Raw genomic sequence first — 14624 nt, 5'->3', positions numbered from 1 at the left:
GTATGAGTGATTCTAATCAAGATCAGAAACAAATAAATATAGAGTTAGATGAAAAAACTGCTGAAGGAGTTTATTCTAATTTAGCAATAATTAACCACTCTGTATCAGAATTTGTAGTAGACTTTGTTAGTTTAATGCCAGGAGCGCCAAAGGCAAAAGTGAAAAGTAGAATAATACTTACGCCACAACACGCCAAAAAGCTTTTAAAAGCATTAAATGATAATGTTCAACGTTTTGAAAAGGCTCACGGAGCAATTAAAGATTATGAGCAGCCTTCAGTACCAATTAATTTTGGTCCAACAGGAGAAGCATAATAAAAAAACCACGCAATTTGCGTGGTTTTCTTTTTAATAAACAATGGGTAATAAAAAAGCCAAACAATTTATGTTTGGCTTTTTTTATTTTCTTGTAACACTAATTGTTATTCAAACTCAGATGTAAAGTGTAGTTTTACACTTGGGTATTTTTGCTGTGTCATTTGTAAAGAGAACTGTGAGTCTGCTAAAAATACTAGTTTTCCAGACTTATCTTTTGCTAAAAACTTTTGTTTAACACGCTTAAATTCTTTAAACTCATCATTATTTTTGTCTGTAGGTTCTACCCAACAAGCTTTAAAAACAGGGAAATTCTCATAAGTACATTTGGCGCCATATTCATGTTCTAATCTGTATTGTATAACTTCAAACTGTAAAGCACCTACAGTACCAATTATTTTACGTCCATTCATTTCTAAAGTAAATAATTGTGCTACACCTTCATCCATTAACTGATCTATTCCTTTATATAAAGGTTTAGCCTTCATAGGATCTGCATTATTAATGTATCTAAAGTGTTCTGGACTAAAACTAGGTATACCTTTGTAGTGTAACTCTTCTCCTTCTGTTAACGTGTCACCTATTTTAAAATGCCCTGTATCATGTAAACCAACAATATCTCCTGGGTATGATATGTCTACTATTTCTTTTTTCTCAGCAAAAAAAGCATTTGGACTAGAGAATTTTAGTTTCTTTTTGTTTCTAACGTGTAAATAAGGCTTGTTGCGCTCAAAAGTTCCAGACACAATTTTAATAAACGCTAGTCTGTCTCTGTGCTTAGGATCCATATTAGCGTGTATTTTAAAAACAAAACCTGTAAATTCTTTTTCGTTTGCTATAACCTCTCGTTCTTCTGCTTTTTTTGGTCTTGGAGAAGGAGCAATTTCAATAAAACAATCTAATAGTTCACGTACACCAAAGTTATTTAAAGCAGAGCCAAAAAATACAGGTTGTTGTTCACTAGCTAAGTATTTTTCTTTACTAAATTCAGGGTAAACCCCGTTTACTAGCTCCAAATCATCCCTTAAAGTTTGTGCGGCTTTTTTACCAATTACATTTTCGAGCTCAGGGTTTTGAACATCATCAAAAGCAATGGTTTCTTCAATGTTTTTTTTGCTGTCACCACTAAATAAATTTATATTCTTTTCGTATATATTATAAATTCCTTTAAAGTCGTAACCCATACCAATTGGGAAACTTAATGGTGTAACAGATAAGCCTAATTTTTGCTCTACTTCGTCAAGCAAGTCAAAAGCATCTTTACCTTCTCGGTCTAATTTATTTATAAAAACAATAATTGGTATTTTTCGCATTCTACATACTTCAACCAATTTTTCAGTTTGTTCCTCAACACCTTTTGCAACGTCAATAACAACAATAACACTGTCTACAGCTGTTAAAGTTCTAAATGTATCTTCAGCAAAATCTTTGTGTCCAGGTGTATCTAAAATATTTATTTTCTTATCCTTATATATAAAGGCAAGTACCGATGTAGCCACAGAAATTCCTCTTTGTCTTTCAATTTCCATAAAGTCACTGGTGGCAGATTTCTTTATTTTATTGTTTTTTACGGCACCTGCTTCTTGTATTGCGCCACCAAAAAGTAATAACTTTTCTGTTAGTGTTGTTTTACCAGCATCGGGGTGTGATATAATACCAAAAGTCCTTCTCTTTTGTATTTCTTTTTCAAAACTCATTTAAAAAAATTTGTTGCAAAAGTACGGTAAATAATAGAATGCTAATAACTCTGTTAACAAATATTAAGAGGTCAGATTATTAGATAGTTAACTTTTTTTTACTTTCGATAAAGTACCTTTTTTTCAGATAATCTAATTTCTGTAAAATTGCTTTAAGATATTTTTTTTGTTAAATTTTTAAAGGTGAAAGTTAAAAAATTAACATTTAAACGATTAAATTTGCGCTTCAAAGAACGGATGTAACTTATAATATCAAAATTAATGTAGTATTTAAAAATAACTTTAACTTAGCATCCAGTTTAAGCAAGAAGTCCCAAAATCTTTTTAGGTAAACTTAACAAACAATGCCATGGTGATTAGTAACACTAACTATCATTTATGGAAAACTTTACTTTAGTATTAAGCAGGTCTTTTAATAAAAAAAAGGCACCTCTGTTTACGTTTTTACTTGTATTTATATTCTCTACATTAACTGTACACGCCAACTTTGGTCCTGGTGTAGATACAGATGGTGATGGCGTTTTTGATCACATCGATATTGATGATGATAATGACGGAATTATTGATACGATAGAAGGAGATGGAGATGTAGATAAGGATGGAATACCTAATAGATTAGATATTGATTCTGATAACGATGGTATTTTAGATAACATTGAAGCACAATTATCAGTTGGTTATATTGCTCCAAGTGGTATAGATTCTGACGGTAATGGTTTAGATGATGCTTACGAAGAAACACCAGGAAGCTGTGGTGGTTTAACACCTATAGATACAGATGGTGATACTAGAAAAGATTATTTAGATATAGATTCTGACAATGACGGAATTTTAGATAATGTTGAAGCTCAAACTACAAAAGAATTCACCCCGCCTTGTGGTATGGATTCTGCTCCAAAAAATGGACTAGACGACCATTATGAAGATTATTGTGGTACAGGACAAGGAATTACTCCTGTAGACACAGATGGAGATTCTCACCCAGACTTTAGAGACATAGATTCTGACGATGATGGTATTATAGATAATATTGAGGCACAAACAACAGATGGTTACATCGCTCCAAAGGGTAAAGATGCAAATTGTGATGGTTTAGATGATGCGTACCAGAGTTGCCCAGGATTGGGGTTAACTCCTGTTGATACAGACGGAGATAAGAAGCCGGATTTTAGAGATATAGATTCTGATAATGATGGAATTACAGATAATACTGAGGCTCAAGGAGGTAATGCAATAATTAGCCCTTGTTCTTGTGATACAGATGGTAATGGTTTAGATGATGCTTATGAAACTACGCCTGGATCAGGCGAAGGTATAACACCAACAAATTCAGATTCAGATTCTAATTCAGACTTTAGAGACATAGACGCAGATAACGACGGTATTCCAGACAACGTAGAAGGTCAAACAACCGACGGTTACATAGCACCAAGCGGAAACGATTCAGATATGGATGGTTTAGATGATGCTTATGAAGGATCAGGAGACGAAGGAATTACACCAAACAATCACGATGGTGAGGATACACCAGATTATATTGATTTGGATAGTGATAATGACACAGTACCAGATAACAATGAGGGTAACGACTTTAATTTTGACGGAGAACCAGACCAAACATTTACAGGAGTAGATACAGATGGAGATGGTTTAGATGATGGTTATGAAGGAACAGATGTAAACGATGGTTTTGATGTTAATGATGAAATTAACGATCCAGCAAACGATTTACCAGATACAGACGGTACTGAAGATGTAAACTACAGAGATTTAGATGACGACGGAGACGGCATAAATACACCAGATGAAGATGCAGATGGTAATGGTGACCCAACTAACGATGATACAGATGGTGATGGTACACCAGATTATTTAGATCCTACAGATGATAGAAAAGATACAGATGGAGATGGTGTTCCAGATGCTGTAGATTTAGATGATGATAATGATGGTATTTTAGATGCAGTAGAGGATCCAAACTTAGATGGCGATAATGATCCGTTAACAGATCCACTTGATACAGACGGAGACGGTATACCAAATCATTTAGATATAGATGCTGACGATGACGGTATTCCTGATAACGTAGAAGGTCAAACAACCGATGGTTACATAGCACCAAGCGGAAACGATTCAGATATGGATGGTTTAGATGATGCTTATGAAGGCTCAGGAGACGAAGGAATTACACCAAACAATCACGATGGTGAGGATACACCAGATTATATTGATTTGGATAGTGATAATGACACAGTACCAGATAACAATGAGGGTAACGACTTTAATTTTGACGGAGAACCAGACCAAACATTTACAGGAGTAGATACAGACGGAGATGGTTTAGATGATGGTTATGAAGGAACAGATGTAAACGATGGTTTTGATGTTAATGATGAAATTAACGATCCAGCAAACGATTTACCAGATACAGACGGTACTGAAGATGTAAACTACAGAGATTTAGATGATGACGGAGATGGCATAAATACACCAGATGAAGATGCAGATGGTAATGGTGATCCAACTAACGATGATACAGATGGTGACGGTACTCCAGATTATTTAGATCCTACAGATGATAGAAAAGATACAGATGGAGATGGTGTTCCAGATGCTGTAGATTTAGATGATGATAATGATGGTATTTTAGATGCAGTAGAGGATCCAAACTTAGATGGCGATAATGATCCGTTAACAGATCCACTTGATACAGACGGAGACGGTATACCAAATCATTTAGATATAGATGCAGATAACGATGGTATTCCAGATAACGTAGAAGGTCAAACAACTGATGATTACATAGCACCAAGCGGAAACGATTCAGATATGGATGGTTTAGATGATGCTTATGAAGGATCAGGAGACGAAGGAATTACACCAAACAATCACGATGGTGAGGATACACCAGATTATATTGATTTGGATAGTGATAATGACACAGTACCAGATAACAATGAGGGTAACGACTTTAATTTTGACGGAGAACCAGACCAAACATTTACAGGAGTAGATACAGATGGAGATGGTTTAGATGATGGTTATGAAGGAACAGATGTAAACGATGGTTTTGATGTTAATGATGAAATTAACGATCCAGCAAACGATTTACCAGATACAGACGGTACTGAAGATGTAAACTACAGAGATTTAGATGACGACGGAGATGGCATAAATACACCAGATGAAGATGCAGATGGTGATGGTGACCCAACTAACGATGATACAGATGGTGACGGTACTCCAGATTATTTAGATCCTACAGATGATAGAAAAGATACAGATGGCGATGGTGTTCCAGATGCTGTAGATTTAGATGATGATAATGATGGTATTTTGGATGCAGTAGAGGATCCAAACTTAGATGGCGATAATGATCCGTTAACAGATCCACTTGATACAGACGGAGACGGTATACCAAATCATTTAGATATCGATGCAGATAACGATGGTATTCCAGATAACGTAGAAGGTCAAACAACTGATGGTTATGTAGCACCAAGCGGAAACGATTCAGATATGGATGGTTTAGATGATGCTTATGAAGGATCAGGAGACGAAGGAATTACACCAAACAATCACGATGGTGAGGATACACCAGATTATATTGATTTGGATAGTGATAATGACACAGTACCAGATAACAATGAGGGTAACGACTTTAATTTTGACGGAGAACCAGACCAAACATTTACAGGAGTAGATACAGATGGAGATGGTTTAGATGATGGTTATGAAGGAACAGATGTAAACGATGGTTTTGATGTTAATGATGAAATTAACGATCCAGCAAACGATTTACCAGATACAGACGGTACTGAAGATGTAAACTACAGAGATTTAGATGACGACGGAGATGGCATAAATACACCAGATGAAGATGCAGATGGTGATGGTGACCCAACTAACGATGATACAGATGGTGATGGTACACCAGATTATTTAGATCCTACAGATAATACACCTGGTACAGATACAGATGGAGATGGTGTTCCAGATGCTGTAGATTTAGATGATGATAATGATGGTATTTTAGACACAGTAGAAGATGAAAATATCGATGAAGATAATGATCCTTTAACTAACCCTACAGATACAGACGGAGACGGTATACCAAATCATTTAGATATAGATGCTGACGATGACGGTATTCCTGATAACGTAGAAGCGCAAACAACAGCTGGTTATATTGCTGCTAATAATGATGATGCCGCGACTTACTTAGCTAATGATGGTGTAAATAGCGCATACTTAGGTGGCTTAACACCAAATAATCACGATGGTGAGGATACGCCAGATTATATTGATTTGGATAGTGATAATGACACAGTGCCAGATAATAATGAGGGTAACGATTTTGATTTTGATGGAATTCCAGATCAACAGTATACTACTATAGATACAGACGGAGATGGTTTAGATGATGGTTATGAAGGAACAGATGTAAACGATGGTTTTGATGTTAATGATGAAATTAACGATCCAGCAAACGATTTACCAGATACAGACGGTACAGAAGATGTAAACTACAGAGATTTAGATGACGATGGAGATGGCATAAACACACCAGATGAAGATGCAGATGGTGATGGTGACCCAACTAATGATGATACAGATGGTGATGGTACTCCAGATTATTTAGATAATATGGATGATAGTACACCTGATGAAAATGCTGTAGTTGTTATGCAAATGGTAACACCAAATAGTGATGGAAAAAATGATTTCCTTTGGATAGATAACGTAGACTTAGTTCCTAACAATTCCTTAAAAATTTACAACAGATGGGGTATTGCTGTTTTTGAAGCAGATGGATACAATAACATTAACAATGTTTTTGATGGTAAATCTAAAGGTAGATCTACAGTAAAGGCTGGTGAAGTTTTACCTTCGGGAGTTTATTACTATATCTTCAACTACGAGCAAAATGGGAATAACAATACAGATAGTGGTTATCTATACGTAAGTAAATAAAAATTAATATCATAAAATGATAAAAAGAAGCATTTTTGCAACAATTATATTAGTATTATTAGTTTTAGACAGTGTTAGTGCTCAACAAGATGCACAGTATACACAATATATGTTTAATACTTTAGCAGTAAACCCTGCATATGCAGGCTCAAGAGGTCAATTAAGTGTAGCTGCACTATACAGGTCACAATGGGTAGGACTAGAAGGTTCTCCAAAAACTCAGACTTTTAATTTACACTCGCCAATTAGAAATAGTAATTTAGGATACGGAATATCCATAGTTAATGATCAAATAGGTGATGGCGTTGTACAGGAAACTTATTTTGACGGTACAGTTTCTTACACTTTAAAATTAGCTCAGGATAGAAAGTTATCTTTTGGATTAAAAGTAGGAGGTAACTTACTAAACTTAGATTTTGAGAAATTACGTAAAATAGATGATGAAGTAGTAGAAACAGATAATATTGATAATAGATTCTCTCCAAATTTTGGATTAGGTTTTTATTATCATACCAATAAGTTTTACTTAGGATTATCTGCTCCAAACTTAGTAGAAACAGATCATTTTGATAATAGTAATCGAGATTCAGATGATGTACAGTTTCTATCCAAAGATAAAGTTAACCTTTATGCAATTACAGGATATGTTTTTGACCTAAATAATACCTTAAAATTTAAACCAGCAGTATTAACTAAAGTTGTTAGTGGTGCTCCTTTACAGGTAGATTTATCAGCAAACTTTATGTTTAATGAGAAGTTTACTTTTGGTGCGGCATACAGATGGGACGCAGCAGTAAGTGCTATGGCAGGTTTTCAATTGTCAGACCAATTAATGCTTGGTTTAGCATATGATAAGGAGACTACAGAGTTAGGAGGCACACAATTTAATGATGGCTCTTTTGAGGTGTTTATGAGATTTGAATTAGTTAGAGCTTTTGAAAAACTAGTTTCGCCTAGATTCTTCTAAAAATTTAAAATTAAAAAAATGGTTAAGAAAATTATAGTTTTACTTGCTATACTATTTTTTACTGTTGGTAACACAAGTGCCCAAGAGAAATTAATAGAAAAAGCAAATAACAAATACAAAAGTTACGCGTTTAGCCCGGCTATAGATATATACACAAAAGTTATAGAAAAAGGTTTCGTTTCTGCAGAATTACTAAGTAAACTTGCTAACTCATATTATTTTAATGCAGATTATAAGAAAGCTTCAGAAATATATCAAAAATTAGTATCAGAATTTGAGGCAGACGTTACTGCAGAACAATATTTTAAATATGCACAAACTTTAAGAACTTTAGGTGAGTACGACAAGTCTAATGCAATACTCGAAAAATTTTATGATGTAGCTTCTTCTGGAGAAAAAGCTCTGTTTGCGAAAGATACTGTAGCTTCTTTCAATAAAATTAAAGCTAATACAGATAAGTTTAAAATATCTAAATTTAAATATAACAGCGTACACAATGAGTTTGCACCTACGTTTTTTAAAGAAGGACTACTTTTTTCTTCGGACAGGGATACAGGAAACTTTGCAAAATACAGGCATACTTGGAACTCTAGAGACTTTTTAGATTTATATAAGGTTAATGTAGATAGCGTTTCATTTAATAAAGTTATTAAATTAGATAAAAATGTTAATACTAGATATCATGAGTCTACATCTGCAATAACTAAAGATGGCACTACAATGTACTTTACCAGAAATAATTATAAAGATGGTAAAAAAGTAAAAGATAGAGATGGAGTAGTAAGGTTAAAAATATTTAGAGCAGATTATGTAAATGGTATCTGGACAAATATTACTGAATTGCCTTTTAATAGCGATGATTATTCTGTGGCCCACCCAACTCTTAGTACAGATGAAAAAACTCTGTATTTTGCCTCTAATATGCCTGGTACACTTGGTATGTCTGATATTTTTAGTGTAAGTATAAATGATGATGATACATATGGAACTCCGCTAAATCTTGGTAATAAAATTAATACAGAAGAAAGGGAAACTTTTCCTTATGTATCTAATGAAGGTATTTTATATTTTTCTTCAGATGGCCATTTAGGACTTGGAGGTTTAGATATTTTTGCTACAAAAATAGCAAACAACAACTTTACAGGTTCTATTGTAAATGTTGGTGAGCCAGTTAATAGTAATATGGATGATTTTACTTTTATTTTTGATAGTGAAAATAGAAACGGATATTTCGCATCTAACAGAAAAGGTGGTTTAGGAGAAGATGATATATATGCAGTTGTAGAAAATGAACCTTTGGTGTTGGATTGCGTTCAGCAAATAACGGGTACAGTTAGAGATAAAATTTCTAATGAAGTTTTAGTTGGGGCGGCAATAAAAGTTATTGATGAAAATAACGAAGAAATTTCATCAACTATTATGAGTTCTAATGGTGTATACAATATTACTTTAGATTGTAACCAAGGAAATTTTGTTAGAGCCGTAGTAGAAGGTTATGTTCCTTCAGAGAAATATTTAAGTAAATCTAATGGTGAACCACAGGTTATAGACTTTTATTTAGAAAGAGACAAAGTAACAGCTGGTGCAGGGGATGATTTAGCTAAACTATTACAATTAAGTACTATCTATTTTGATTTAAATAAGTTTGATATTAGACCAGATGCAGAAATTGAAATACAAAAAGTTATCGTAGCTATGGAGAAATTTCCTAGTTTAAAAATTAAAGTAAACTCACATACAGACAGTAGAGGAAAAGATTCTTACAACTTATGGTTGTCTCAAAAAAGAGCAGAAGCAACAGTAAATTATATGGTATCTAAAGGTATTGATGCAAGTCGTTTACAAGGTGAAGGTTTTGGAGAAACAAAACTTGTAAATAAGTGTGAAAATGGTATACCATGTACTGTTAAAGAGCATCAATTAAACAGAAGATCTGAGTTTATTATTATAGAATAGATTAACTGCTAGTTAATTCCGAAGAAAGCCTTAACCTAAAAGTTAAGGCTTTTTTTTATTTTTTCTAACTTCATCTTTATAGAGCTATACATTACATTAACTTATGTTCACAACAAATATTATATACGCTACTTTAAAGGTTATAATTTAGCAGATTGATAAGATGGGTGTGTTTACTTATGACACATTCCCCAAATTAAACCCAATTCTTATTATGAAGTTGATTAATGTATATTTAGTGTTTTTTTTCTTGCTTTTTACTAGCTTGGTATTAGGTCAAGATACTTTTAGAGATAACTTTTCTTCTATTTCATATAGTAGAAATGATGGTAACCAAAACTTTTCTACTAACTGGATAGAATCTGGAGATAACAATAGTCCTTGGAGTGGTAACATCAGCATTACTGGGAATAGATTACGATTAAGAAATATAGATAACGGATTCATTTACAGATTTATTCCATTATCAGGCTACGACTCGGTTACCTTAACATTAGATTTTGATGCTCGTAATAGAGGAGGAGAATCATTAGGTGTTTATATTTATAATGGTAACACTGGAGCTTGGAACTTGGTACGTAATATAAACACGAACACTCAAGGCTCTTTATCTTATACATTAACAGCTGCCCAAATAGCATCTAATCCGGCAATTATTTTTAGATCTACTAGTGGTAATAATTGGGCAAGCAACGATCAAATTTTTATAGACAATGTACTATTTACAGCTGTTTCTAGCCCTGTGTTAGAGATTAACGATGTAACAGTTAATGAAGATGCGGGTACGGCTACTTTTACAGTAAGACAAACTGTTACAAGTGTATCAGGTTCATATAGTGTTAATTATTCTACTTTTAATGGTAGTGCAACTGCAGGAGCAGATTATACAGCTAGAACAGGAACCTTAAATTTTAATGGCAACATTAACGATACAGAAACTATAACAATACCAATTTTAGAGGATACAACTATAGAAGGAGCAGAAGATTTTACAATTAGGTTTACAAGTTCCTCTAACAATAGTATAGATATATCAGACATAGGTACAGGTACAATAATAGATAATGATGCCTTGGTGATGACAGATGGAGTTACGGTAAATAGTTGTAACGATACTTTTTTTGACCCAGGAGGTCCATCTAATTATAGGAATAATGAAGATGCTACGTATACCATTTGTCCAGATACAGCAGATACTTACATAAATGTAGATTTTACTGCTTTTGAAGTTGTAACTGGAGATATTTTATATATATACGATGGTAATTCTACTAGTGCACCATTAATTGGTCAATATGATAGTGCTAACATTCCCAGCTCCATAAATTCATCTGCTACATCTGGTTGTTTAACATTTAGGTTTACATCTAATGGTAATTCAACAGGAGCAGGTTGGGAAGCACAGGTTAATTGTTACCCAGAAGGACCAGTAATAGAAATAGAAGATGTTACAATAGATGAAGATGCCGGTGTAGCAATTTTTACCGTAACATCTACAAGAGCTGCGCACGGTAGAAATGTATTTTTATTTGGTTTTGTTGAATCACCTTTTACGGTAGATTATACAACAGTAGATGATACAGCTTTGGCAGGTAGTGATTATACAGCAGTAAGTGGTACTTTAACTTTTACAGGAGAACTGGGTAACGTGCAAACTATATCTGTACCTATAACTAATGATGGAACACCAGAATTTGCCGAAAACTTTAAAATAGAATTTACAGGAGCTTCAGCTCAGTATGCAACTGTTAATTACGCAGACACGGGAACAGGAACTATAAATTCACAAATTTTAGCAAATGATCCATTAACTTTATTTCAGGAGTTTGATGGGTATTATGATTATTCTACAACTGGTGGTACTTTAAGAACAGGTGCTAATGGAGTTTCGCCATGTGCTGTAACTACATCATCTTCTAATACATTAATATCACCTATACCTAATACAGGAACGGTAGAAAGGGCATATTTATACTGGGCTCATTCAAGTACAGTTAGAGATCCAGATATAGTTTTTGAAGGACAAAATGTATCAGCAAATTTCCTATATCAAACGTCTTTAACTAGCAGAAACTTTTTTGGTTATGTAAGTGATGTAACAGATATTGTTAAAAGCGTTGCTAATCCTAGTACAAATGTTTTTGATTTTAGTGGTTTAACAATAAATAACACGGGAGATTATTGTAATACGTCAACTGTTTTGGGAGGGTGGACTCTAATTGTTTTTTATGAAGACCCAAATTTGCCAGCAGTAAATATAAACTTATACCAAGGTTTTGATGGTTTAAGTAACGAGGGAACATCTTTTACGTTAGATTCTTTTTACGCTATTTCTGGAGCAGGAGCAAAAGCATCATTCTTATCTTGGGAAGGAGATCCAGATTTAAATGGTTCAAGTTCTGGCTCTACAAACCCTGAAGAACTATCGATAACAAATCAAGCAGGACAAAATTTCGTTTTAACAAATGACGGGGGGCAATCTGGTAATAACGCCTATAATTCTACAATTTATGATAATACAGTAAGTCCAACATACAACATATCAAATTCATATGGAGTAGATTTAGATACGTATGATATTTCTTCATTTATTTCCCCAGCAGATAGTCAAGTAACAGCTAACGTAGATGTAGGGCAAGATTTTGTTATATCTGCAGCGGTAGTAATAAAAGTACCATCTAACTTAATAGCAGGTACTGTATTTGAAGACGTGAATTACCCTGGAGGAGTTGGACGTAACCAGACAGCAGCTAATGGTGTAGGTTTGCAAGGAGCTGTAGTAGAGTTGTTTGATGATTCGGGTAATTTTATTCAAAGAAAAACAACAGATGCAGCAGGTTATTACTCTTTTGGAGGTATGGCAGATGGCGACTATTTTATTAAAGCAGTTAGTTCTACCGTAAAATCTACTAGAGGAGGTGGTTTTAGTTGTTCAGATTGTTACCCTGTACAAACATACAGGTCTTTTGGAACAGCAGGAGCTATACAAGAAGAGCCTAATGAAGTAGGTGGAAAAGATCCAACAGCAACTCAAGATGTTTCTTTAGGGGTAATTAATGGGGCACAAAGTGTTTCTAACGTATCTGTTGCAGGTAACGGTGTTGTGGGTATAGATTTTGGTTTCAATTTTAATACAATTGTTAATACAAATGAAAACGGGCAAGGGTCTTTAAATCAATTTATTAAAAACTCTAATAGCCTAGGAGAAGCAACTGTGGATATTGAAGCAAATAGTCTTTTTGATCCAGCGCCAGAAGAGGATACATCTATTTTTATGATTCCTCCAAGTTCAGACGCATTAGGTAGAACAGCAGATGCAAATTACGCTGGTGGTATTTTTGATATTCTAATATCTAATGGAAACCCTTTAGAGGTAATAACAGGAGAAAACACCATTATAGATGGGCGTACACAAACAGCATATTCTGGCAATTCTAATTTTGGAGCAGAGGGAGCAGGAGGTACATCTGTTGGTGTTTCCGCTATTGCTTTACCAGGATATGATAGACCAGAAATTCAGATTCATAAAAATAACGGAGATGTTCTAAATACTTCTGGTAATGGTACTGTAATACGTAACGTATCTGTATATGCAAATAACAATGCTGGTATAATTATTAGCGGTGGAAACGGAACAGTATCTCATTCACTTTTAGGAGTAAATGCAGTTGGTGCAAATGCAGGAAATATAGATTTTGGTGTAGAGATTACAGGAGGAGAAGCAACAATAGATTCAAACTTTATAACAACAAATTCCAATGCAGGTATACAAATAAGAGGAGGATCTTCTGTACTTGTCCAAAACAACCATATTACAGAAAATGGAACTGGTGCTTGCTTTGATAATATATTTATTGATGGAGGGAGCAACATTGTTATTAGGCAAAATTTAATAGAAAAAGCAGGTGCCTTAGGTATAGAAGTTGAAGATGTTGATGGTGTTTCTATTATAGAAAATACAATTAATACCTCTGGACAGAATGGAGGAAATTGTAGTGGTGTAGTAGAAAATGCAGGTATAAAAATTGATGGCAATAATGCCGCAATTACTAACAATATAATAACGTCTAATGGTGGAGCAGGTATAGTAATTGCGGGAGGTAATACTAGTGGAAATTTAATTTCAAGAAATTCAATTTTTGCAAACGGAACAACAAGCCCCGCTCTGGGAATAGATTTAGATGCAGGAAATGCTGTTGGTGATGGAGTTACAATAAATGATAATGGTGACGCTGATAACGGACCTAACGGTTTAGCTAACTTTGCAGTAATATCTAATGCATTTGTATCTGGTTCAAATATAATAGTAGAGGGTTGGTCTAGACCAGGAGCTACAATAGAATTATTTTTAACGGATATTAATGAAGGAACAGCTAGTACTGGAGATAATAGTTTAGGAATGGTAACAGATTATGGAGAGGGACAAATTTTTATAGGATCTATGGTAGAAGGCAGTTCGTCAGATCAGTTTCCTAATACATCTAGTTATTCAGATGATGATGGAAATAATGATACTACAAATAAATTTAGGTTTGTAATTCCAAAACCAGCATCTGTGGTAATAGGGAATTTTGTAACAACCACAGCAACAATTTCAAATTCTACATCAGAGTTTTCACCTTATGTAATTTTAAAAGCTTTTAATGCAATTACAAACAGAAATATTACGCATAGAGCAAAGGGAAATTAAAGTAATTAGCAGTTAGCGGATTAAAG

Annotated in this window: 6 protein-coding genes; 5 read left to right on the top strand and 1 reads right to left on the bottom strand. The window is 34.1% G+C overall.

Annotated elements, in window-relative coordinates; all coding sequences use genetic code 11:
* Positions 1–2 precede the first annotated feature (2 nt).
* Complete coding sequence (locus tag PBN93_RS02600) at positions 3–314, top strand: DUF3467 domain-containing protein (protein WP_034646236.1); 312 nt, start codon at positions 3–5, stop codon at positions 312–314.
* 107 nt (positions 315–421) lie between these two features.
* On the opposite strand, the gene PBN93_RS02595 is transcribed toward PBN93_RS02600, so the two are convergent.
* On the bottom strand, positions 422–2011 hold the full coding sequence (locus PBN93_RS02595) for a peptide chain release factor 3 (protein WP_271081375.1): 1590 nt from the start codon (positions 2009–2011) through the stop codon (positions 422–424).
* Between the two features lie 378 nt (positions 2012–2389).
* On the opposite strand from PBN93_RS02595, the gene PBN93_RS02590 reads away from it, so the two are divergent.
* The 4 genes from PBN93_RS02590 (at position 2390) to PBN93_RS02575 (ending at position 14598) form a co-directional block, all read left to right on the top strand.
* Positions 2390–6985 (top strand): T9SS type B sorting domain-containing protein, encoded by a 4596-nt coding sequence (locus PBN93_RS02590; RefSeq protein ID WP_271081374.1) that lies wholly within the window; start codon positions 2390–2392, stop codon positions 6983–6985.
* Between the two features lie 16 nt (positions 6986–7001).
* A complete protein-coding gene (locus PBN93_RS02585) occupies positions 7002–7952 on the top strand; it encodes a PorP/SprF family type IX secretion system membrane protein (RefSeq protein WP_271081373.1) in 951 nt (316 codons plus the stop codon).
* 18 nt (positions 7953–7970) lie between these two features.
* Positions 7971–9908 carry an OmpA family protein gene (locus tag PBN93_RS02580; protein WP_271081372.1) on the top strand — a complete coding sequence of 646 codons (1938 nt, stop codon included), beginning with the start codon at positions 7971–7973 and terminating at the stop codon, positions 9906–9908.
* Between the two features lie 214 nt (positions 9909–10122).
* On the top strand, positions 10123–14598 hold the full coding sequence (locus PBN93_RS02575) for a beta strand repeat-containing protein (protein ID WP_271081371.1): 4476 nt from the start codon (positions 10123–10125) through the stop codon (positions 14596–14598).
* Positions 14599–14624: the final 26 nt, after the last annotated feature.

It is taken from the genome of Cellulophaga omnivescoria (assembly GCF_027915275.1).
Classification (GTDB): Bacteria; Bacteroidota; Bacteroidia; order Flavobacteriales; family Flavobacteriaceae; genus Cellulophaga; species Cellulophaga omnivescoria.
Note: the sequence above shows the minus strand (reverse complement) of the source record. Positions and strands in the feature narration are given on the sequence as shown.